Origin of the sequence: Celeribacter neptunius, assembly GCF_900113955.1 — a bacterium.
GTDB lineage: Bacteria > Pseudomonadota > Alphaproteobacteria > Rhodobacterales > Rhodobacteraceae > Celeribacter > Celeribacter neptunius.
On sequence record NZ_FORH01000001.1, the window covers coordinates 49,605 to 72,120 of the forward strand.

The 22,516-nt window shown below is 64.4% G+C and carries 20 protein-coding genes and 2 tRNA genes; 14 read left to right on the top strand and 8 right to left on the bottom strand.

Annotation, left to right across the window (positions count from 1 at the left end; translation table 11 throughout):
* Window positions 1-58 precede the first annotated feature (58 nt).
* Window positions 59-1,447: a diguanylate cyclase gene (locus BM151_RS00260; RefSeq protein ID WP_090055448.1), complete on the bottom strand. Its 1,389-nt coding sequence runs from the start codon at window positions 1,445-1,447 to the stop codon at window positions 59-61.
* A 193-nt stretch (window positions 1,448-1,640) separates the two neighbouring features.
* Between BM151_RS00260 and BM151_RS00265 the strand changes: the two genes are divergently transcribed.
* The 6 genes from BM151_RS00265 to BM151_RS00290 all read left to right on the top strand — a co-directional run bounded on the left by BM151_RS00265 (window position 1,641) and on the right by BM151_RS00290 (window position 7,371).
* Window positions 1,641-1,919 (top strand): DUF3572 domain-containing protein, encoded by a 279-nt coding sequence (locus BM151_RS00265; protein WP_090055452.1) that lies wholly within the window; start codon window positions 1,641-1,643, stop codon window positions 1,917-1,919.
* A gap of 87 nt (window positions 1,920-2,006) precedes the next feature.
* Window positions 2,007-2,723, top strand: coding sequence for an HAD family hydrolase (locus BM151_RS00270; protein ID WP_090055455.1), 717 nt, complete (start codon window positions 2,007-2,009; stop codon window positions 2,721-2,723).
* 213 nt (window positions 2,724-2,936) lie between these two features.
* Window positions 2,937-3,536, top strand: a complete 600-nt coding sequence (locus BM151_RS00275) for a heme NO-binding domain-containing protein (protein WP_090059006.1) — start codon at window positions 2,937-2,939, stop codon at window positions 3,534-3,536.
* Window positions 3,533-4,552, top strand: a complete 1,020-nt coding sequence (locus tag BM151_RS00280; protein WP_245781055.1) for a GGDEF domain-containing protein — start codon at window positions 3,533-3,535, stop codon at window positions 4,550-4,552. The genes BM151_RS00275 and BM151_RS00280 overlap by 4 nt, the downstream gene beginning before the upstream one ends.
* Before the next feature lie 111 nt (window positions 4,553-4,663).
* Window positions 4,664-4,738 (top strand) — tRNA-Glu (locus BM151_RS00285).
* A gap of 401 nt (window positions 4,739-5,139) precedes the next feature.
* Window positions 5,140-7,371, top strand: a complete 2,232-nt coding sequence (locus BM151_RS00290) for a histidine kinase N-terminal 7TM domain-containing protein (protein WP_090055457.1) — start codon at window positions 5,140-5,142, stop codon at window positions 7,369-7,371.
* A gap of 41 nt (window positions 7,372-7,412) precedes the next feature.
* Here the strand turns inward: BM151_RS00290 and BM151_RS00295 are convergent, their stop codons facing one another.
* On the bottom strand, window positions 7,413-9,227 hold the full coding sequence (locus tag BM151_RS00295) for a PHA/PHB synthase family protein (protein ID WP_218151311.1): 1,815 nt from the start codon (window positions 9,225-9,227) through the stop codon (window positions 7,413-7,415).
* A 242-nt stretch (window positions 9,228-9,469) separates the two neighbouring features.
* On the opposite strand from BM151_RS00295, the gene BM151_RS00300 reads away from it, so the two are divergent.
* The 7 genes from BM151_RS00300 to BM151_RS00330 all read left to right on the top strand — a co-directional run bounded on the left by BM151_RS00300 (window position 9,470) and on the right by BM151_RS00330 (window position 15,903).
* Entirely contained in the window at window positions 9,470-10,756 is a 1,287-nt protein-coding gene (locus BM151_RS00300; RefSeq protein WP_090055459.1) for an MFS transporter, read from the top strand.
* A gap of 157 nt (window positions 10,757-10,913) precedes the next feature.
* The gene (locus BM151_RS00305) at window positions 10,914-11,306 is read left to right on the top strand and encodes a DUF2946 domain-containing protein (protein ID WP_177212978.1); all 393 of its coding nucleotides are present in this window, start codon (window positions 10,914-10,916) and stop codon (window positions 11,304-11,306) included.
* 110 nt (window positions 11,307-11,416) lie between these two features.
* Entirely contained in the window at window positions 11,417-13,492 is a 2,076-nt protein-coding gene (locus BM151_RS00310) for a TonB-dependent receptor domain-containing protein (protein WP_090055463.1), read from the top strand.
* Between the two features lie 79 nt (window positions 13,493-13,571).
* On the top strand, window positions 13,572-14,219 hold the full coding sequence (locus tag BM151_RS00315) for a MotA/TolQ/ExbB proton channel family protein (protein WP_090059013.1): 648 nt from the start codon (window positions 13,572-13,574) through the stop codon (window positions 14,217-14,219).
* 8 nt (window positions 14,220-14,227) lie between these two features.
* Entirely contained in the window at window positions 14,228-14,611 is a 384-nt protein-coding gene (locus BM151_RS00320) for an ExbD/TolR family protein (RefSeq protein ID WP_090055466.1), read from the top strand.
* 3 nt (window positions 14,612-14,614) lie between these two features.
* Complete coding sequence (locus BM151_RS00325) at window positions 14,615-15,061, top strand: ExbD/TolR family protein (protein WP_090055470.1); 447 nt, start codon at window positions 14,615-14,617, stop codon at window positions 15,059-15,061.
* On the top strand, window positions 15,058-15,903 hold the full coding sequence (locus BM151_RS00330; protein ID WP_090055472.1) for an energy transducer TonB: 846 nt from the start codon (window positions 15,058-15,060) through the stop codon (window positions 15,901-15,903). The genes BM151_RS00325 and BM151_RS00330 overlap by 4 nt, the downstream gene beginning before the upstream one ends.
* A 154-nt stretch (window positions 15,904-16,057) precedes the next feature.
* Here BM151_RS00330 and BM151_RS00335 read toward each other — a convergent pair.
* The 5 genes from BM151_RS00335 to BM151_RS00355 form a co-directional block, all read right to left on the bottom strand.
* Window positions 16,058-16,132, bottom strand: a tRNA-Glu gene (locus tag BM151_RS00335).
* A gap of 99 nt (window positions 16,133-16,231) precedes the next feature.
* Window positions 16,232-17,980, bottom strand: coding sequence for a single-stranded-DNA-specific exonuclease RecJ (gene recJ / locus BM151_RS00340; RefSeq protein WP_090055476.1), 1,749 nt, complete (start codon window positions 17,978-17,980; stop codon window positions 16,232-16,234).
* An 83-nt stretch (window positions 17,981-18,063) separates the two neighbouring features.
* Window positions 18,064-19,026: a class II fructose-bisphosphatase gene (gene glpX / locus BM151_RS00345; RefSeq protein ID WP_090055479.1), complete on the bottom strand. Its 963-nt coding sequence runs from the start codon at window positions 19,024-19,026 to the stop codon at window positions 18,064-18,066.
* 255 nt (window positions 19,027-19,281) lie between these two features.
* Window positions 19,282-20,592 carry a homoserine dehydrogenase gene (locus BM151_RS00350; protein ID WP_090055482.1) on the bottom strand — a complete coding sequence of 437 codons (1,311 nt, stop codon included), beginning with the start codon at window positions 20,590-20,592 and terminating at the stop codon, window positions 19,282-19,284.
* Between the two features lie 121 nt (window positions 20,593-20,713).
* Window positions 20,714-21,034 (bottom strand): hypothetical protein, encoded by a 321-nt coding sequence (locus BM151_RS00355; protein ID WP_090055485.1) that lies wholly within the window; start codon window positions 21,032-21,034, stop codon window positions 20,714-20,716.
* A gap of 295 nt (window positions 21,035-21,329) precedes the next feature.
* Between BM151_RS00355 and BM151_RS00360 the strand changes: the two genes are divergently transcribed.
* Window positions 21,330-21,818, top strand: coding sequence for a hypothetical protein (locus tag BM151_RS00360; RefSeq protein WP_090055488.1), 489 nt, complete (start codon window positions 21,330-21,332; stop codon window positions 21,816-21,818).
* Between the two features lie 35 nt (window positions 21,819-21,853).
* On the opposite strand, the gene BM151_RS00365 is transcribed toward BM151_RS00360, so the two are convergent.
* On the bottom strand, window positions 21,854-22,510 hold the full coding sequence (locus BM151_RS00365) for a TadE/TadG family type IV pilus assembly protein (protein WP_090055495.1): 657 nt from the start codon (window positions 22,508-22,510) through the stop codon (window positions 21,854-21,856).
* Between the last annotated feature and the right edge of the window lie 6 nt (window positions 22,511-22,516).

Genomic DNA, 22,516 nt, shown 5'->3' on the forward strand with positions numbered 1-22,516 from the left:
AACGCCCCGGGATCATATGATCCGGGGCGTTTGCGTTTGTGACATTGCGGCGGGCAGATCAGGCGGCGCAGGAGCCGCCCAAGGTGACCTGATTGCGGCCATCGGCCTTGGACCCGTAGAGCGCCTGATCGGCGATATCCAACAGCCGGTCGGTGGCCGAGGCCCGCCCGCCGGGCGTCCCGCCCATGGCCAGACCGATCGAGGCCGAGACCGTGACCGGAATGCCCTCCGGAGTGACCGTGGCGGGGTGGGCGCAGATCGCGCTGCGCAGCCGTTCGGCCACCATGCGCGCTTCCATCAGCGAGGTCATCGGCATGCAGATCAGGAATTCCTCACCGCCGAAGCGGGAAACGAGATCCATGCCGCGCAGGTTGTCCCGGAGCCGTTCGGCCACCTCGATCAGAACCGCGTCGCCGACCGCGTGACCATAGGTGTCGTTGACCGCCTTGAACCGGTCGATATCGATCAACATCAACGCATAGGGCTGGCCGGTCTCTTGCGCTTCGGCGGCGATCTTTTCGAGATGCGGCATGGCGTAATGACGGTTGTACAGCCCGGTGAGCTTGTCGCGGGTGGCCAGACGCAGCCCCTCGTCGAGGGTCATTTGCAACAGATCGGCATCTTTCTTGCGGCGCATCTGGGTGCGCAGGCGCAGGGTCATTTCCTCCGGATCGGCACCACGGGTGATCAGGTCATTGGCGCCGAGATCGAGCGCCATCAGCGCTTCCTTGCGGTCCTGCGCGCCATGCACGACCACGATCCCGGCATTGCGGGTCTGTTCGCGGGCGCGCAGGTCGGAGATCAGCCGCAGCCCGTCGCTCGAGCCGCCGGCCTGGGCCGAAATGACATAAAGATCGGCGACATCGCCATGGTAGATCGCCTCGAGCAGGTGATCGGCGCGTTCGATGGAGATCTGATCGCTGACCATGCCCTTGAGCCCGGCGCGCCAGGACATCGCCTCTTCGGTCGTGCTGCCGATGAGGGTGATCTTGCCCGGATGGTCATAGAGGTTGCTCGCCTCGTTGAAGCCCAGGGCATGCGAGGTCTCGTTGCGGCGGCGCAGTTCCTCGGAGGTGGCCGAGGCGCGCATCAGGGCGCGGACGCGGGCCGTGAGGGTGAGCTCGTCGAGCGGCTTGGTCAGGAATTCGTCGGCCCCGGCCTTGAGTGCTGCGATCTTGGCTTCCTTGTCCTGCGCCGGGGTGATGATCGCCACCGGAATATGCGTGGTCACAGGATCGGATTTCAGCTCGGCACAGGCTTCGAACCCGGTCATGTCGCCAAGGTCCATGTCGAGGATGATCAGGTTCGGGCGCATGCGGCGTGCCAGCGCAAGCACCTCGGCCCCCGAAGGTGCCTGTGTCACATCGTAATAGGCCGATGCGAGCTTGACCTTCAGGATGATCCGGTTGGTCGGTACATTGTCTGCGATCAGGATGCTGCCCGCCATTGACGTCCTCTTTGACTACGGTTTCGCCGGGGTTCGCCCGGTCTTGGTTTTGGTGCCTTGGCTGTGATGCCGCTGGTGTGATGCCCTGGTTTTCGTTGCGTCGTTTGCGATATGGTGCCAGTGATCTGTTTGATTAATAAGTAAGGCAGTAATGGTTAAAAATCCGTTTCTGACCTGAGGGAGATGTCCACAGATGCAGCAAGAATCCGCCGAGTTGATCGCCCTCAAAGTGCTGGGGTGGCTCGCCTCAGACGAGGAAATATTCCTTGTTTTTCTGGGCTCTAGCGGAATTTCCGCCGGAGAGCTGATGGCCCGTGCCGGCGAGATCGAAATCCTTACCGCGGTCTTAGACTTTGTGGCAATGGATGACACATGGGTTAACGCCTGTGCCGCGGCGACCGGTCTCGATCCGCATGATCCGATGCGGGCGCGACAGGCGCTTCCGGGTGGGGCGGAGATCCATTGGACCTGAGCCGGCGGCGGACGAGAGCGGGTGAACGCGGGGCAAACAGTGGGCACACACCGGGCAGACACTGGGCAAGTGATTGAAAGGCAAGGCATGAGCGCGACAAGCCGGCGCGAGATCACGGCGGTGCTGTTCGACAAGGACGGCACGCTGATGGATTTCCAGAGCAGCTGGGGGCCCTGGGCCGCCGGGGTGATCGGGCGCATTTGCGGCCCGGATGCGGGATTGAGACGTGCGGTGTCCGCGGCATTGGGATTCGATCATGACCGACAGAGATTCGCCCTCGACAGCCCGGTGATCGCCGGAACGCCGGAGGAGGCGGTGGTGGTGTTGCAGCCGTTCTTTCCCGCCGTGAGCGCGGCTGAGATCTCCGCCTGGCTCGACCCGGACCCGGCGGCCTTCCGGCCGGTGCCGGTGCTGCGGCTGCGCGAGACCTGTGAACGCCTGACCGGGCAGGGGATTCGGCTGGCCGTCGTTACCAATGATTTCGAAAGCGCCGGGGCGGATCATCTGAGTCAGATGGGCGTGTCGGACCTGTTCGAGACGGTGGTCGGCTATGACAGCGGCTATGGTGGTAAGCCGGCGCCGGGCCCCTGTCTCGGCGCGGCAGAGCGTCTGGGCGTGCTGCCCGAGCGCTGTCTCATGGTGGGCGACAGCCTGCACGATCTGATCGCAGGGCGGCGCGCCGGGATGCGAAGCCTTGCGGTTCTGACCGGTGTGGCAGGGGCGGCGGAACTGGCGCCACAGGCGCAGGCGGTGCTCAACAGCATCGCCGAGTTGCCCGGCTGGCTGGCCGGGGAGGACCTCTGAACGCGGCTCTGCCGGGGCGCGAGGTGTCCGGGTGACATGGGCGTCACGGGCATCATGGGAGCGTTATGGCGGGATTGGTTCCGATCCGGCAAAAATGCCGAAAATCCTGCACAATTTAAACCTGTGGAACGGCGTTTGACCGGTCAGGTTGGTAATTTCTTAAGGGTGAGTCCGTAACACTCCGGGCAGATGAATCGGGGAGGCATGGCGATCATGCATGGTATGATTAACCGAGCTATCCAATGTTTCATGCGCGACACTTACGGCGTGCATGTTTGGGAAAAAGTGGCTCAAAATGCGGATCTTGGCTTCGATAATTTCGAGGCCATGTTGAGCTATCCCGATCAGATTACCCTCGATGTGCTGGGGCGTGCCGCGCGGCAATTGCACAAGCCCGTCGAGACCTTTCTCGAGGATCTCGGAACCTATCTCGTGTCCCATCCCAATGTCGAGGCGATCCGCCGTCTGCTGCGGTTCGGGGGCGAGAATTTCACGGAATTTCTCTATTCTTTAAATGATTTGGAGGGGCGCGCCCGGTTGGCGCTCCCCGATCTCGATATGCCGTCGCTTCGCGTCGAACATGTCGAGGACGGGACATTCCGGCTGAGCTGTTCGAGCGCCATGCCGGGCTTTGGCTATGCGATGGTCGGGGTGATGCGGGCGATGGCCGACGATTACGGCGCGCTGGTGTTTCTCGAACATCAGGGCTGGATGGATTCGGGCGAGGAGGTGATCACCATCAATCTCCTCGAAACCGCTTATGCCGAAGGCCGCGCCTTTGAACTGTCCGAGCGAATCGGAGGTGATGTGTGAGTAGTTTCGAGTTTGATCCATCTGCGTTGATTGCCTTCATGCCGATGAGCCTGGTGTTCGACAATGCCGGGGTCATCACCTTTGTCGGGCCGACGCTGGCCAAACTGCGCCCGGCCCAGGACATGATCGGCAGGCCGGTGACGGAAGTGTTCACCATCCGCGACAATGGTCGGGGGAGTGGCGATGATCCGATCCCGCTGGGCACGAAACTCTATCTGAATTTCCAATCCGGGATTTCGACCCCGCTCAAGGGCATGGCGGCGGCGATCCCCGCCGCAAAGGTGAATATCCTCAACCTGTCTTTCGGCATTTCGATCGTCGACGCGGTGGCCAATTATCGCCTCACCGCGGGCGATTTCGCCCATACCGATCTGGCGATCGAGATGCTCTATCTGGTCGAGGCGAAATCCGCCGTTCTGGAAGAGACCAAGCAGCTGAACGCGCGCTTGCAGGGCGCCAAGGTGGCGGCCGAGGAACAGGCCTTTACCGATACGCTGACGGGGTTGAAGAACCGTCGTGCCATGGATCACGTCCTGGCCCGGATGCTGCGGTCCAGCGTACCCTTTGCCCTGATGCATCTCGACCTGGATTACTTCAAATCGGTCAATGACACCCTGGGCCATGCCGCCGGCGATGCCGTGTTGCAGCAGGTGGCGAGAATCCTGTCGGAGGAAACCCGCACCGACGATATGGTGGCGCGGGTCGGCGGCGACGAGTTCATCCTGATCTTCAACAAGATCGTCGAACACGATCACCTCTATCATCTGGCCGCGCGGATCATCACCCGGCTGGAAGAGCCGGTACCCTATGAAGAGACCGAATGCCGGATTTCCGGCTCGATCGGCATCACCACCACGGATTTCTACGATCACCCGGATGCCGACCGGATGATCCACGATGCCGATCTGGCGCTCTACAGTTCGAAATATGACGGCCGGGGCAGGGCGACGGTCTTTGATCCGCTGGTCCATGACGGCAATGTCGGTGAGTTGCCCGCGGTGCAGGTGGGGCGCTGAGCCGGAGGGTTTCCGGCGCGAAGATGCCCTTGCAACGGAAATCTGCATTTCACGCAGAATCCCTCTTGCGCCGCCCCGTCGCTTTGCATAAACACCGCTCACACCAAGCGCGGTCCGTTCGTCTATCGGTTAGGACGCCAGGTTTTCAACCTGGAAAGAGGGGTTCGATTCCCCTACGGACTGCCACTTTTCCCCGACAGCATCATGTGTTCAGCTCCAGACGCGTCTTGTCATGGCCGAGGCTGTCGTGCTGGTGGGGATTGGGCGGTGATTTTGCCGCTCTTTTTCAAGCATATCCGTGGCTTTGGGGGCGGCCGGTGCCCGAGGCGTTTGCCGCACCGATCGGCGCCGGGTGTTCCGGCCAGGCTGAGGGTGGGTTTGCGGATTATCGTTTTCGCGACACGCGGAAACTTACGCCTTGTTTTCAATGTCTTCGGCTTGTAGCCTTGCCGTCACCGACGGAACAACAGCGAGCTTGTCCCAATAGAAATCTGTCGGTGTCGACCCGGAGGACCCACCATATGATTTCGCTGCGCCGGGCCCCAAGCCGCAATTGCCATGTCAATTGTCCTGTCCTGGAGTAGAGCATGGAGTGCCTGACGGATCTGGACCTGACATTCGCCGCCGCCGCCGCTGCCGGCCTGTGGGCGGTGTGCTGTCTGGTGCTGGTCTGGGTCGTGCGCAACAATCGCTTTGCCGGTCAGCCGGCCTTTGTGCTGACCCTGCTGGCGATGCTGTGGTGGTTGTTCACGGCGCTGTTCGATCTCGGTTCGCAGAACGAAAGCTGCAAGGTGGGCTGGTCGCTGATCGCCTGGCCCGGGATCACCCTGCTTCCCATCGCCTGGACCTTCTTTGTCTTCGACTACACGATGAACACCAGCGCGCGCCGGCAACCGCTGCGGCTCCTGCTCTATATCGGCCTGCCGGGCATTGCCGGGCTCATCGCCCTCACCAACAGCCAGACCCATCTGCTTTACGGCACCGATACCCGGCTGGTGACCGAGGACGGGAATTCCTATGTCGTCTTCGATCACGGGCCGCTGTTCTATGCCGTGGCCTCCTGTCTCTATATCTTTGTCATGAGTACGCTGAGCGTGCTGGGCTATGCCTTTTTCAAGGCGAGAAAGGTCATCCGACCGTTCCTCGGCGTGCTGTTCAGCATCACCATCGTGCCGCTGGCCGCCAATCTCGGCTATGTGCTCGGGGGCTTCACGGTTTTCGGCTATGATCCGACACCTTTCATGTTTGCGGTCTCTCTCATCGCTCTGAGTTGGCTGTTGCTGAACAATACGATGATGGATACCGCGGCGCAGGGGCGGAATCTGCTGTTCTATGCCAGCCAGGACCCGGTGATCCTGCTGGATGCCGGCGGGCGCTTTGTCGGGGCGAACCCCGCCGCCAAAGCCGCGTTTGGCACCAACCTGCCAAGACCGGGTGACGAGCTCGACCAGATCGGCCAGATCGGGCCGAACCTGCACCGTCTGATCGAGAATGGCATACAAGGGTTTGCTGAGCCGATCCGGTTGGGGGGGCGCATCTTCGACCCGCGTGCCTTGCCGATCGAAAGCCCGATCCGGACCAAAACCCCGCTTCTGGGCTGGGTCATCTCGCTGATCGACATCACCGAACGCGAACATTCAGCCGAGGCCCTGCGCAAGGCGCTCAGCGATGCCGAGGCCGCCAATCGCGCGAAATCGAATTTTCTGGCCAATGTCAGCCATGAAATCCGCACGCCGCTCAATGGCATTCTCGGCATGGCCTCGCTGCTGGGAGAGACGGAGCTGGACAAGGACCAGCGCGACTATGTCGAAGTGATCGAAGAATCCGGCCAGGTGCTCCTGACCACCATTGGCGATGTGCTCGATCTGTCCAAGATCGAGGCCGGTAAAATCGTTCTGGACACCCGCCCCTTCGTCTTGCGAGATGCGATCGAGGCGGCACGGGCGCTGTTTTCGGCCAGCGCCATGGGCAAGTCGCTCGCGCTCACCGTAACCGTTGAGAAGGACCTGCCCGAGATCATCACCGGTGACGATCACCGGTTTCGCCAGGTGCTCCACAATCTCGTGTCCAATGCCATCAAATTCACCGAGGCCGGCGGTGTCGCGATCCATGCCGCCGCCAGCGCGGATGGCCGCATGCTCCGCCTTCGGGTCAGCGACAGTGGACCGGGGGTCCCGGCCGAGGCGCGTGAGGCGATTTTTCTGCCGTTTCAACAGGCGGATGCCAGCGACACGCGAAAATTCGGCGGGACCGGTCTGGGGCTCTCGATCTCGCGACAACTGTGCCGACAGATGGGCGGCGAGCTCAGTCTGATCCGCGATGTGGACGCGGGCGCCTGTTTCGAAATCCTGCTGCCACTTACCGCATCTGAGGCCCCCCCGGCGGAACCGGTCCCGTCCGACCCTCTCTCGCCGCCGGTCGCCGGCGCCCGGCCCGATACCGTGCTGGTGGTCGACGACAATCGGACGAACCGGCTCATTCTGGAAAAATTCCTGACCGATGTTGCCGGTCGGATCGAGACCGTCGCCAGCGGGCAGGAGGCGGTGGACAGGGTGCGCGACAACGCATTCGACATCATCCTGATGGATATCCAGATGCCGGAAATGGGCGGCGTCGAAGCCACACGGAAAATCCGCGCCCTCGAAGACGCCCGTGGCGGGGCGCGCAGCTATATCGTCGCCGTGACCGCCAATGCGATGCCCGAACAACGCCAGCACTATCTCGATGCAGACATGGACGCGGTGCTTTCGAAACCCGTCTCCAAGGCACAATTGCTCGCCCTGATCGACAAGAGCCACCAGCCCGCGGACCCGACCTGACGCCACGAGAACCTGCCGGGGCGGCAGGCCTGCTGTTGCTCTCAACGCTGGTGGATATAGCGTCCCGGTGCCGCAATCAGCGGCGGGTAGCCCAACGCCTCGGCCCCCATGGCGGGCGGCGCGACAGACCCCGAGGATTGCTGTCTCAGCCAGTCGATCCAGGCAGGCCACCAGCTCCCGTCCTGCACCTCGGTGTGATCGCGCCAGGTCTCCGGCGCCTCATAGAGCGCGCTCTTCGGCCAATGGCCCTGCCGGTAATGCGCGTGCCGGTGTCCCGGCTCGCTGACGATGCCGCCGTTATGGCCGCCGCCGACGAGCAGGAAGCTCATGTCGGTCTCGGTGAAAAGCCTGAGCTTGTAGACCGATTTCCACGGCGCGATATGGTCCTTTTCCGTGCCGACGGCAAAGATCGGCGCCGAGATATCCTTCAAGGCAATGATCCGGTCCTCGACACAGAACCGCCCGGCTGTGAGCCGGTTTTCCAAAAACAGCCCGCGCAGATATTCTGAATGCATTTTCGCCGGCATCCGCGTGGTGTCGTCGTTCCACACCAGCATATCGGAGGGCAGGTCTTCCTGACCGAGGAAATAGCGCCGCACGGCACGGGCATAGATCAGGTCCTCGGCCCGGATCGAGGCGAAGGCGCGCGACATTTGCGGCCGGTCGAGATAGCCCTGCGCCCACATCATGTCTTCGAGAAACGCCACCTGGCTCTCGTCGAGGAACAGCAACAGCTCACCGGCTTCGGAGAAATCCACCTGGGCCGCGAAAAGCGAGACGGAGGCCAGACGGGTATCGCCCAGCTGCGCCATTTTCGCCGCCGCGATCGACAGGATCGTGCCGCCGAGACAATAGCCGGTGGCGTGGATCTTCTGATCCGGCACCACGGCATTGATCACATCGAGCGCCTGCATCACGCCGCGTTTGCGGTAGTCTTCGAGCGAGAGATCCGCCTGTTCGGCCACCGGGTTGCACCAGGAAATGGCAAAAACCGTAAAGCCCTGTCCCACCAGATAGCGGATCAGCGAATTCTCCGGCGAGAGATCGAGAATGTAATATTTCATGATCCAGGCCGGCACGATCAGGACCGGTTCGGCTTGCACCGTTTCCGTGGTCGGGCTGTATTGGATCAGCTCGAACAGATCGTTGCGGTAGATCACCTGACCCGGCGTTGCGGCGAGATCCTTGCCGATCTCGAACCCTTCCGGCACTTTCTTGGGGGTCTGGGACAGGGTCTGCAACAGATCCTCGCCATAATGCCGCAGGCCTTCGATCAGGTTCATGCCCCGCTGCTTGATCGTCTCGTCGAGGATTTCCGGGTTGAGCGCCGGGAAATTCGACGGTGCGAAAACGTCGAGCATCTGCCGGATCAGGAACCCGACCCGGTCGGAATTGGCCCGGCTGACCCCGCGCAGATCGGCGGTGGCATCCTCCCACCAATCCTGTGTCGCCAGCGCCGATTGCTGCCACAGCGCATAGGGCATCGCGGTCCATTTGTCCGATGTGAAACGATGATCATAGGCCGAGGGGCTGAACGGCGGTTCGACGGGGGTGTTGAGGGATTTGTGAATCGCGAAATCGGTCAGTTTGAACGTGTTCTGGACCGCCTTTTCGGCCAGCTCGATCTGGCGCCCCGGGGCGCGGCTCAGGTGCAGCGCCCAGTCGTTCCAGGCTTCCAGCATGGAAAATGGCGAGACCCCGGCGGTGTAGCGCGCCATCATCGCCCGGCTCATCCGGTCGAGATCGCGATAGGGATGCGGCACGCGGTGCTTTTCCTGCGCCTCGGGCGCGGCACAGCCCGGCGCCCGCGGTTTTGCCACCGGGGCCTCTTTCGCGATCTTTGTCATCCGTGTCATGTCGTCTCCTCCTCAGCCCGCAGGATGAAAGCCCTTGCCAAGTGACGCCAATCTACCCCTCATGCTGTCCTGCAGCATTGATATACGTCAGCCCGGGGCATCGGTTGCCCCGGATCGACGGGCAGAATACGGCCATCTCATCCACAGGCAGCGCACATCATCGTGAGCTCACCCGGATGTCTCGCGCGGCACTCGGATTTGCGCTATCGAACAGACAGGGACAGACAGCGGCAGGATCTACGATGAGCGGCGACAAGCAGGATTTCACGGCCCCCGGGATCATTGAAGCGCCCGCGGCGACAGGACAGGAACCGACGCACAAATCGGTGCGCAAACCGGCGCGCGGGCTGCCCGCCGGGATCTGGGCGCTGGGCTTCGTGTCGCTGTTCATGGATATCTCTTCCGAGATGATCCATGCGCTCCTGCCGATCTATCTCACCACCGGGCTCGGCGCCTCGGCGCTGGCGGTCGGTCTGATCGAAGGTGTGGCCCAGGCCATTGCCGCGATGACCAAGGTCTTCTCCGGCGCACTGTCCGACCGGATCGGCCGGCGCAAGGGATTGGCGGCACTGGGCTACGGGCTGGCCGCGCTGACCAAACCGATCTTTCCGCTGGCACCGACGCTGGGCTGGGTGGTGGCCGCCCGTTTCATCGACCGGGTCGGCAAGGGCATCCGTGGTGCCCCGCGCGACGCGCTGATCGCCGATCTGGCGCCTGCCGGCCTGCGCGGGGCCGCCTTCGGGCTGCGGAAATCGCTCGACACCGCCGGGGCGTTCATTGGCCCGCTCGTCGCGATCGGGCTGATGTGGCTTTTCGCCGATGATTTCCAGTCGGTGTTCTGGGTTGCCGTGGTGCCGGCCTTTCTCTCGCTCGGTCTGATCCTCTTCGTGGTGCGGGAGCCGGCACGGCCACAGGGGCTGCGCCAGGTGCGCAATCCGCTGGCCCGCGCCGAGCTGCGACAGCTGGGCAGGCTCTACTGGTGGGTGGTCGTGGTGGCGACCTTGTTCACCCTGGCACGGTTCAGCGAGGCCTTTCTGGTGCTGCACGCCCATGATCAGGGCGTCCCGACCACGCTGGTGCCGCTGGTGTTCGTCGGCATGAACGCGGTCTATGCGCTGAGCGCCTATCCGGTCGGCGTGCTCTCCGACCGGATCGGCCCGATGCGCCTGCTGGTCGCCGGGCTGGCGCTGTTGATCGCCGCCGATCTGACCCTCGCCCTCAGCCAGGGCATTGCCGGGCTGGCGCTTGGGATCCTGCTCTGGGGGCTGCACCTGGGCTTTACCCAGGGGCTGCTCGCCGCGCTTGTGGCCGGGGCGGTGCCCGCCGAGCTGCGCGGCACGGGCTTTGGCATGTTCAACCTGATCACCGGGCTGGCGCTGCTCGTCGCCAGCGTGCTGGCCGGTGCGATCTGGACCGCCGCCGGGGCACCATGGACGTTTTTCACCGGCGCGGGATTCGCGCTGGCCTCGCTCGTCTGCCTCGTGCCACTGCGACATCTGCTCGCACACAGGCCGCATCCGGCGGCCTGAGCACCCGGAGAGGCGGACGGGGCAGGTGTCGTTTCGCGAGAAACCAGCCCCTTCCGCTGCGCTGTTTTGCCTCGCCCCGGGATAAATTCAGAGTTGCATATCTGTGAGCTTCTGAACATATGGACCCATGGGGGAAGGTTTTCTGAATATGCGGCATATGCGGATATTGCGCGGCTTCTGGGCCGTCTGCCTCGCCGTTCTGCTGTCGGTTCAGATCTCCATCGCCTTCCAGCCGGATGCCCGCAGCACCGTCACCCTGTCCGAGACCGAAGTGCTGCTGCAGCTCTGCAGCACCCCCGGCGCCAGCACGACCCTCATCTTCGACACGGCCAGCGGGGAGACCCGGGAAGCCCCCGCCGGCGATGCGACTCAGGGGGCGGATTGTCCCTATTGCGTCGTCGGCGCCGCTTTCTTTGTCGCGGATGTGGCGGCACCCGCCCGGGAGGGTAAGCCGCATCGGGCGGAGATCGCGCCAAGCGCGACCGAGGTGCTTCTCACCGCGCGTTTCGACTTCAGCCGCACCAGCCGCGCGCCCCCTCTGTCCATCTGATCACATGCGACGCCCGTAAAGGGCCTTTCCCCGGACCGGACCCGATCACCATCGGCGCCGCCCGGGTCCAAAACCATATGACCAGATAATATTCCCAGAGGGACACAGACATGACCATCTCACACCCGGTGCGCCTCGGCGCCACCGCTCTTCTGATGAGCACGATTTCCACCATGGCCGCGAGCCTGGCCTATGCCCAGGAGGCCGATCTGACGCTCGATCCGATCACCGTCGAGGGCCAGCAAAGCGTCGCCCAGGCCGTCCAGACCGCCCAGACCTATGCGTTCGACCCGGCGCTTCTGCCGGTGCCCGCGGGTCTCGATGGCGGCGCGCTTTTGTCCTCGGTGCCCGGTGTCGCCGGCAGCCGCATGGGCGGCCATGGCATCGACATCATCATCCGCGGCATGCAGGGCAACCAGCTCAACATCATCGATGCCGGCAGTTTCACCTATGGCGGCTGTCCGAACCGGATGGACCCGCCGAGTGCCATGGCCTCTTTCTACCGCGCCGACGAGGTCGTGGTGGAGCGCGGCTATGCCAGCGTGACCAGCGGCCCGGGCGGCTCCGGCGGCACCGTGCGTCTCGAACGCGCCGCCCCCGACTTCGAGGAGGGCAAGATCTTCTCCGGCGATCTGCTCCTGGGCGGTTCTAGCAACGGCAACGGGCTCTCGGCGGCCGGAACGCTCTCGGCCGATCTCGGCAACGGCTTTTACGCGGAGCTCTCGGGCGAGCATAAGGAAGCCGACAATTACGAGGACGGCAATGGCGACGAGGTGCGCAGCGCCTTTACCCAGAACAGCGCCGGCCTGACGCTGGGCTATGCCGCCAATGGCACCGACCTGGCGCTCGACATCGAAAAGGACGAAGCGCTCGACACGCTGTTCGGTGGCGCCAATATGGACAGCCCCTCGTCGGAGACCCTGACCTACCGGCTGCGCGGCGGCACGGATGTCGACATGGGGGCGCTGACCCGGATCGAAGGCGTGCTCTACAGCAGCGAGGTTGATCATGTGATGGACAATTATTCGCTGCGCACCAACATGATGCCGATGGTGATGCGGGTGCCGACCACCTCGGACACGCTGGGCGGCAAGCTCGAAGGCCAGTTCGATTTCGGCGCGACCAAGGCCAAGATCGGCGTCGATTACCAGTCGAACAACCGTATCGCCTATGCCTATCGCGGCAGCGTCGCCACCGTCGAAGCCGAGGACCCGAATGCGGTCATCGCCCTGATGTGGCCCGATGTCACGATCGAGCAGACCGGTCTCTATGCCGAGACCGAGACCGCGCTGTCCGAGGTCAATACGCTGAAATTCGGCCTGCGCTACGACCATGTACGCAGCACCATCGACGATGCCGATGGCAATGCCACCTACCCGAATGCCGTGACCCCGAACGATGTCTACACCAGCGTCTATGGCGTGAGCTATGACGGGGCGGTGACCGAGGACAACTTCGGCGGGCTGATGCGTTTCGAACATAGGCTCGACCCGGACACCATGCTGTTCGCGGGCCTGTCGCGCTCGGTGCGCACGGCGGATGCCAATGAGCGCGCCATGGCGCGTCAGGTCGGCACCACCATTTGGGCCGGCAACCCCGATATCGCGCCGGAGAAACACAATCAGTTCGATCTCGGCATTGAGATCACCAGGGCGGATTGGGGGCTGAACGCCACCGCCTATGTCGACAAGGTCGAGGATTACATCCTGCGCCAGACCGTCGGCACGGTGACCAGCTACAGCAATGTCTCGGCGCTTCTCGCAGGTGTCGAGATCGGCGGCCATGTCACCTCCGGCGCCTGGACCTTTGCCGGCAATCTTGCCTACACCTATGGCGAGAACCGCAGCGACGACAAGCCGCTGGGTCAGATCCCGCCGCTGATGGGGGCGCTCAGCGCCAGCTATGACGCCGGGATCTGGCAGGCCGGTGCGCGGGTGAATTTCGCCGCCGCTCAGGACCGGATCGATCCGCTGCGCGACGCCAGCACCACGCCCGGCTACGCGACGCTCGATCTCTTCGGCGCCTACGAGATCTCCGACACTGTCATGCTGATCGGCGGCGTCGATAACCTGTTCGACAAGGCCTACGCCAACCACCTGAACCGCGAAACGGTTCTGGGCGAGTCGACCGGGACGATCAACGAGCCGGGCCGGAATGTCTACCTGACCCTGCAGGTGCAATTCTGATCCTCTCTGATCCCTCTCGGGCGCGTCCTTTTCTCGGGCGCGCCCGATCCCATTGAGAAATCACGGTTGGAGGCAGATGATGTCACCCGAAATGCTCGATTTCCTGATCGCCGGCGGGCCTGCGATCTGGGCCATTGCCGCGCTTTCCGTCGCCACGCTGGCGCTGATCCTGTGGAAAGTCTGGGACATGCTGCGCGCCGGCCTCTGGTCCGGCGGGCGCGGCACCGAGGCCGCCGTCCGGCTCTGGCAACAGGGGCAGACGCGCGCCGCACGCGAGGGTCTGAGCCGGCGCCGCAGCCTGCGTGCCCGGCTGGCCCGGCGCGCGATGGAGGTGCAGGCGGCCCAACACCTGCCCGATGAGCTGGCGCGCGAAGAGGTGGACCGCACCGCGCGGGCCTTGTTGAAACGCGCCTCCGCCGGGTTGCGCGGGCTCGAACTCGCCGCCACCATCGGCCCGCTGCTTGGCCTTCTGGGCACGGTGATGGGGATGATCGCCGCCTTTCAGGCGCTGCAGGCCGCAGGCGCCCGCGCCGATCCGGCTCAGCTCGCCGGCGGCATCTGGGAGGCGCTTCTGACCACGGCGGCGGGCATGGCGGTGGCGATCCCGGCACAGGTGGCGCTGACCTGGTTCGAGACCGCGATTGACGGTCTGCGCCATGACATGGAAGACATCGCCACGCGGATTTTCGTGCCGCTGCCGGATACCTCGCCCGAGGCAGGGGAGTGAGCGGCGCCATGTTCAGCTTTGCCCAGCCCCGCAAGAAGCGCCGTCCCGATCTCACGCCAATGATCGACGTGGTGTTCCTGCTGCTGGTGTTCTTCATGCTGGTCTCGCGTTTCGGCGCGCAAAGCGCCCTGCCGCTCTTCCCGGCAGGTGGCGACGGCGCGGCGACATGGCAAGGCCCGCCACGGGTGGTCGAACTTTATGGTTCTGGCGAGATCCGGCTCAATGGCGAAGAGGTGTTTGCCGAACATCTCTCCGGCTGGCTGCGCCCGCTGATGCCCAGCCCGGATGCGCCGGTGATCCTGCGCACCCATGATGCCGATCTGCAAATGCTTGCCGACACGGTGGACCGGCTCTCGGGTGATGGCATCACCCGGCTGATCGTGATGGAGTGACCCATGCGCTTTGATCCGCCGCCGAAATCCTCCGTCTCGACCGGTCTTCTGCCGATGATCAATGTCGTGTTTCTGCTGTTGATTTTCTTCCTGATCGCCGGCGAGATGCAACAGGCGGACCCGCTCGAGATCACCCCGCCCGACACGGCGCGGGCGGAAGAGGCGAAGACCGGCCTGGCGCTCTATCTCGATCCCGAGGGGCAATTGGCCTTCCGCGATCTCACCGTTCCTTTCGCGGAGCGCGCCACGGTCTTGGCCCGGCTCGCAACGGAGCACGACGCGCAATGCCAGGCCGATGCCCCCTGCGCGGCGCAACTCCTGCTTCATGCCGATCGCGGCGCGCCGGCGCGGCTGATCGCGCAAATCTTGCCGGAGCTGGGCGCCATCGGCTTTGCCCAGGTCAATCTGGTGACTGCCGGGCGGGGCACCTCCGAGGCGGCACAGCCATGAGCCGTCTGGTCGAGATTTCCGCCTTTGTCGCCCTGTCTCTGGGCGCGCATGCGGCGCTCTTCGGTCTGCCCCCAGAGCAAGGCGGGGCGCAGTCGCAGGGCGATGGCGGCAGCCAGCTGGTCAGCCTCACCGCCTCGACGGCGGCGCTCGAGAGCCTCGTTGAACGTTGGGATGAATTTGCCCCGCCGGAGCTGCAAGCCGAGAGTGCGCCCCCGGAAGCCCCGGAGCCGCCTGACCCGGTCGCGGCAGAGCCCGCATTGCCACTGGCCAGCCCGACACCGATGCATCTCGACGCGCCCAAAATGCCAATGGCGAACCTTGGCCTGCCCACACCGCCCTCGGAAAGTTTCGAAGAACCGGAGGCGCCGGAAGCCCCGGAGCCGCCAAAACCACAAGCCCCGAAACCACAAGCCTCGAAACCACCCAAGCCACAGCCGCCGAGAAGCCAGAACGCCGTGCAATCGGCAGGTCAGACAGCCAGCGGCAGCGGCGCGCGCGGGGCAAGCGGCACCGCCGGCACGGCACAGGTCGCAACCCTCGATGCCGGCCGGGTTCAGCGCGACCTGAGCACATGGGGCGGCAAGATCCGCAGCGCCATCGAGCGAAAGAAACGCTACCCGTCTGCGGCCCGTGGCGCCAAGGGACAGGTGACTTTGCGGATCACGGTCGCGCGCAGCGGCGCGCTCAGAGATGTCGCGATCTCCCGCTCCTCGGGCAACAGCACACTGGATCAGGCCGCGCTGCGCGCCGTGCAGAGTGTCGGCCAGTTCCGGCCGGCCCCCGATAGTCTCGGCAAGACCAGCTATACATTCACGCTTCAGATCAGCTTTGCGCCCCGGTGATCGGTGCGGATAAAGCCGGCCTGTCGCAACAGCGAGATCACGGCCAGCCCCCTGCGACAGGGCGCATTGCCCCGAATGGACAACCCGAATGCGGGTGATCTCGAACGCCAATGCGGAGAGCGCTCAATTCAGATACCAGTGAGAAGGGGAAAAGTGGCAGTCCGTAGGGGAATCGAACCCCTCTTTCCAGGTTGAAAACCTGGCGTCCTAACCGATAGACGAACGGACCGCGCTTGGTGTGAGCGGGTATTTATGAAATGCGGGCGGGGGGCGCAAGAGGAATTTGACGCCTTTGTGAAGTTTTTTCGCCCGGCTTGGCTGGTCCGACCTAGAGGGCTTCTGCGGCATCCTCGAGCCGCAGCTGCACCGATTGCCGCCCGCCCCATGTGTTGATCTCCAGCCGGCCGGCGAGATGGAAGCGCGCGCCGCCGTGGCGTTCGAGCGCCGGGCCGATCGGACCGTCGAAAGCGCCGAAACAGATCGCGTCGAGCCTTGGGCCCTGGCCATCCGAGAAGGTCAGTTTGAGATGGCTTTCGCCGATGCGGCGGGCGAAATGGATTGCACAGCTTGGGAAGGCAAAGCGCGGGGCAGGGGCGGAGGCGCCATAGGGGCCTGCGGCCTCGAGCTGGGTGATCAGCTCGATCTTTGCCGCCCCGGGCATCAGCATGCCGTCGAGCTTGAGATCGGCGGGGCCGAGGCGGCCGGCACCTTGCTTCGCCAGAAGCTCGGCCAGCCGCGCCATGGCGGGCTCAAGCTGATCGCGCATTACCGTGAGGCCGGCCGCCATCTTGTGGCCGCCGCCCTTGACCAGCAGGCCCTCGGCGGCCAGTCGCTGGATCGAGGCGCCGAGATCGACGCCCGACACGGAGCGGCCGGAGCCCTTGCCGACGCCCTCCTCATCAAACCCGATGACAATGGCCGGGCGGTTGGTGGCCTCCTTGAGGCGCGAGGCGACGATGCCCACGACGCCCGGGTGCCAGCCATCGCCTGCGGCCCAAACCAGAGGCGCGTCAAACCCGCGGGCCTCGGCTTGCAGCAAGGCCTCCTCGCGCACGGCATTTTCCACCTCGCGGCGTTCGGTGTTCAAGGCATCGAGCCGTTCGGCCAGCGCCTGTGCCTCATGCGGATCTTCGGTCGACAGCAGCCTTGCGCCGAGATCGGCGGCGCCGATACGCCCGCCGGCGTTGATCCGGGGGCCGAGGAGGAAGCCGAGCGAATAGGAGGTGGGTGCGCTGTCCATCCGGGCCACATCCGCCAGCGCCCGCAACCCGATACGGTCGCGCCGCGCCATGATCTTGAGCCCCTGGCGTACCAGCGCGCGGTTCACCCCGATCAGCGGCGCCACATCGGCCACGGTGGCGAGCGCGACGAGATCGAGCATCGCCATGAGATCGGGGCTCTTGACGTCCTCGGCGCGCAACAGGCGTCCGAGCTCCACCAGCATCAGGAACACCACCGAAGCCGCGCAGAGATGTGCCAGCTCGCCCGTTTCATCCTGACGGTTCGGGTTCACCACGGCGACACAGTCGGGCAGGGTCTCGCCGCCCAGGTGGTGATCGAGGATGATGACATCGGCGCCCTTGGCCGCGGCAATGGCGTCATGGCTCAGCGTGCCGCAGTCGACGCAGACGATCAGGTCGTGATCCTTGGCGAGCCCGGCCATGGCCGGTTCATTGGGGCCATAGCCCTCGTCGATCCGGTCCGGGATATAGAGTGTCGCGGCGAGGCCCATTTGCCTCAGCCAGGAGATCAGAAGCGCCGCCGAGGTGCCGCCATCGACATCGTAATCGGCGAAGATGGCGATGTTTTCGCGGGATTTGACTGCATTCAGAAAGCGGCTCGCGGCAATGCCCATGTCTTTGAGGGTGAGCGGATCGGGCAGAAGCTCCTTGAGCTTCGGGTCGAGAAAGCCGGCGGCCTCTTCGGGGGCCACACCGCGCCGGGCCAGCGTCTGGCACAAGGGCAGGGGCAGGCGGGTCTGTTGCGCCAGAAGCTCTGCCTGGCGGGTCAGCTCGTCCGTGGGGCCGATCCAGCGGCGGCCGGTCAAAGAGGCGGAGACATCGAGAAAATCACGCATGACTCTCTATCGCCCGGCGCGCGGCCGGATGCAAGAAAGGCGGCCCCGAAGGACCGCCTTTCGCAAAAGATATCGCCTGCCGCTTACTTGATCGGGTTGCGATAGGTCATGCGGCGGATCGAGCCGGTTTTCGAGCGCATCAGGATGGTCTCTGTGGTGAGATAGCCCGGTTCGCGTTTGATACCATGCACGATGGAGCCGTTGGTCACCCCGGTGGCGGCAAAGATCACGTCGGAGGTGACGAGCTCGTCACGGGTATAGATCTTGTCGAGATCGGTGATCCCGGCCTTGGCGGCGCGGCCACGTTCGTCATCGTTGCGGAACAAGAGCTTGCCCCACATCTGGCCGCCCATGCATTTCAGCGCGGAGGCCGCGAGCACGCCCTCGGGGGCGCCGCCGGAGCCCATGTACATGTCGATGCCGGTGGAGGCCTCGGCGCAGTGGATGACGCCAGCGACATCGCCATCGGTGATCAGGCGGATCGCGGCGCCGGTGGCGCGCAGCTCCTCGATCATCGCCTCGTGGCGGGGGCGTTCGAGCACGCAGAGCGTGATCTGGTTCGGCTTGACGCCCTTGGCTTTCGCCAGCGCCTCGACCCGCTGGGTCGGGGTCATGTCGAGCGAGACCACGTCTTTTTCATAGCCCGGGCCGATCGCCAGTTTTTCCATGTAGACATCGGGAGCATGCAGGAGCGTGCCGCGCGGCGCCATGGCGATCACGGTCAGCGCATTGGGCATGTCCTTGGCGGTCAGCGTGGTGCCTTCGAGCGGGTCGAGCGCGATGTCCACCGCCGGGCCGTTGCCATTGCCGACATTCTCGCCGATGTAGAGCATCGGGGCTTCGTCGCGCTCGCCTTCGCCGATCACCACGACACCCTGAATGTCGAGCGAGTTGAGCTGATCGCGCATGGCGTTCACGGCGGCCTGGTCGGCGGCTTTCTCATCGCCGTGGCCGACATAATCGGCAGAGGCGATGGCGGCCTGTTCGGCGACACGGGCGAGGCCGAGCGACAGCATACGGTCGTAGAAGGTGGGCGATTGCGACATGGTATTGGGGTCCCTTTTCACGCGGACAAAATCTTTGCCCCTCCTCATGACCATATGTTCCGCTCACGAGCAAGGGCGGTGCCCTATCCCTAGCGCTAACATGGCGATGTTTGCGCCAACAGTCTGATTTGGTGAAGTTTTCATGACGGGGGAGGCGGAAATGCGAAGCGGGGCGACGGATCGAGCTCGGCCGTGTCGGTCAGAGAGGGCCGGGCAGTTATCCGCCCGCCCGATCCATTGCGTTGCCGGTTCCGCTCAGACGTTCTCGATCCGCAGGGCCACCGGCTCGGTCGCCAGAACCGCGGTGGCTTTCATCCCCTCGAGCGCGGCATCGAGCGAGTTGCGCGAGGTGGCGTCGGTGACGATCAGCACCGGGGCGACCTCGGGGTTGTCGTGCTGGCCATACTGCCGCATCCGGTCGATTGACACGCCGGCATCGCCAAGGGCGGCGGCGATTTTCGCCAGCGCGCCGGGTTTGTCCAGGAGCGACATGCGCAGGTAATAGGGCGCGGGGGTCGCGGCCACGGCCGGGTTCGCTTTTTCCAGCGCCTCGGCGGGCACGCCAAAGGTCGGCACGCGGATGCCACGGGCGATGTCCATCACGTCGGACATCACGGCGGAGGCGGTCGGGCCCTCGCCGGCGCCGGCGCCGCGCAGCACGATCTGGCCGACTTCGTCGCCTTCGAGCACGGTCATGTTGGTGGCATTCTCCAACTGGCCCAGCGGCGAGAGCGCCGGCACAAGGCACGGTGTCATGCGCTGTTCCAAGCCGCGACCGGTCATCTGCGCCACGCCCAACAGTTTGATGCGGTAGCCCATGTCGGCGGCGTGGTGGATGTCTTCGATGGTGATTTTCTCGATGCCTTCGAGCACCATATTGTCGAAATCCACCTGGGTGCCAAAGCCGATGGCAGCGAGGATGGCCAGTTTGTGCCCGGCGTCGATGCCGCCGACATCGAGCGTCGGATCGGCCTCGAGATAGCCCAATGCCTTGGCGGCCTCGAACACCTCGTCATAGGACAGGCCCTCGTTCTCCATCCGGGTCAGAATGTAATTGCAGGTGCCGTTCATCACGCCGGCGATGCGCTCGATGCGGTTGCCCGCGAGCCCTTCGGTCAGCGCCTTGATCACCGGGATGCCACCGGCGACGGCGGCCTCGAAGCGCAGCACGGCGCCTTTCGCCTCGGCGCGGAGCGCCAGTTCCTGACCATGATGGGCGAGCATCGCCTTGTTGGCGGTCACGACATCCTTGCCGGCGGAAAGCGCGGCCTCGGTCGCGGCCTTGGCGGGGCCGTCAGAGCCGCCCATGAGTTCGACGAAAAGATCGACATCCTCGCGCAGCGCCAGGGCCACCGGATCGTCTTCCCAGGCATAGCCGGAAATGTCGACGCCGCGGTCCTTGTCGCGCGAGCGCGCCGAGACGGCGGTGATCACTACCGGGCGGCCGGAACGCTGGGCCAGAAGATTGGCCTTGCGCTGCACGATCTTGATCACGCCGGTGCCGACGGTGCCAAGTCCAGCAATGCCGAGACGCAGGGGGGCTTGGGAAGACGGGGCTTTGGACATGGAAAGGCTCCGGAGTAGGCATGGGATGCGTGAAAACTGACCGTCCTGATAGCGCTGAACGGGGCGATGTGCAACTCTGCGAATGGCGCTCTGTCGTGCGGGGAGACCGGGAAAGTTGCGGCTAGAAATGCCGGTCGATGGCCGCGAGCAACCTGTTGCGGTCGTCCGTGGTGAGCACCGGCCGGGTCGAGAGGCGTCTGGCCCGCGATTGCAGGGCATTGGCGCGGGCGGCCAGTTGCTCCGCCCGGCTGAGCGTGTCGGATTCGGTGTCCGCAGGATCCGTCGCAGCCTCGGCCGTTGTCGCGACCTCCGAGATGTCGATCAGGCTGGGCCAGGGCAGATCAGGGTCCAGTGGCGTGGTGCGCCCCGACAGGTCCGGCCGATCCGCGCAACCGCTCAGACCGGCCAGTAAACCAGCCAGAACTGTCGCCACGGCAAACATGCGGGGTATCCGGAGAGAGGCAGAAGGGCGCATCATGGGTACATAAATTCCAAAAGGATGGCCCTGGGGCGGTTTGCGCGGGGCACTCGCCAGACCCTAATACGGGCGGCCTGCGGGGACAATCGGACTTTGCTGTCGATCTTTCTGCCGAGCTTCCGCTGAGGCCTCTGCTGAGGTCTTTGCGCGGGGGAAGGGCGGGGTTTCGGCGGGCGGCTGCGCAGAGCGAGCTTTCCCTTTGCGGCGCCAGAGGATAGAGCGTGTTGACCCCACCATGCGCAAATGCAGGAGAGCTGCCATGACGGAATTGAACGCGTCAGATCTGACCCTGACCCCTTCGCCCGCCCGGCGTTTCAGCGCGGCGGCCATGCTGGTCCTGCTGGCCCTGATTCTGGTCTGGGTGGTGAGCCGACCCGAAGGCCTCGGGCTTGGCTGGAGTGCGATGCTCGTCGCGATGGCGGCGGGGGCGCTGTTTCTGGCCTGGAAGCTCTGGGTGGTGACCGGGCAACGCCTCATTCTGACCGAGGACGAGTTGCGCCAGGAGAATGGCCCGGTCTTGTGCCGGATCGAAGATGTCGCCGGTGTCGAACGCGGTACCTTTGCCTTCAAACCTTCGAATGGTTTCGTCATCCGGTTGAAAACCCGTGCGCCGCGCGGCTGGGCGCCGGGGCTCTGGTGGCGGCTCGGCAAGCGCATCGGCGTCGGCGGTGTGACGCCTGCGGGGCAGGGCAAGGCCATGGCCGATGTCATTGCTGCACGGGTTGCCGGAATGGGGCGGATCGACTGAGACGTGACCGTCCTGATCCCGGTCCCGGGGGCGCCTCAGTAATATTGCCAGTCGTAGGTCGGCGTCAGGGTGGATTCATCGGTCGTCGTGTCGCTGGTCGACTCCGAGGTCGTGTCCGAGGTGCCGTCGTCGAACGGAACCTGTGTGGCAAAACGCGGTTTGGTGGCGACAATATCGAGGAATTCGAAGTTGGGATCGATGCCGAGCACGCTGAACGGCGCGGTCCAGGGGCGGACGGTTTCGATCAGCAGGACCTCTTCGCCGTCCGCGAGGATCGGCACGCGCTGCTCGACCGTCGCCAATGTCTCGTCCGTGAGGGCGAGGTAGTCACCGGTCGCATAGGACCAGATCAGCTTGTGCGAGCCGTTGCCATCCGTGTCGACCGTATACTGGATGGCGGAGGTGCGCATGTCGATATCGCCTTGGTTGTTCAGGAAGCGATAGACATCGGCCAGCCCGTCGAGAAAGGTGGCGTCGATCGCGTCGGTCTGGCGCGACAGGTAGTCGGAAATCGTGTAATTGGCCTTATTGGCGCGGGCCTTGGCCTCGAACGCGCCGAAGAACATGTAGCAGAACATCAGCATGACCAGGAGGAACGGCGCGATCAGCATGGCTTCGAGCGACATTGAGCCAGCCTCGGCCTCGCGGTATCGCCGCAGGCTCTGACGGAAGGAAGAAAGGATCTGTGCCATCGACTG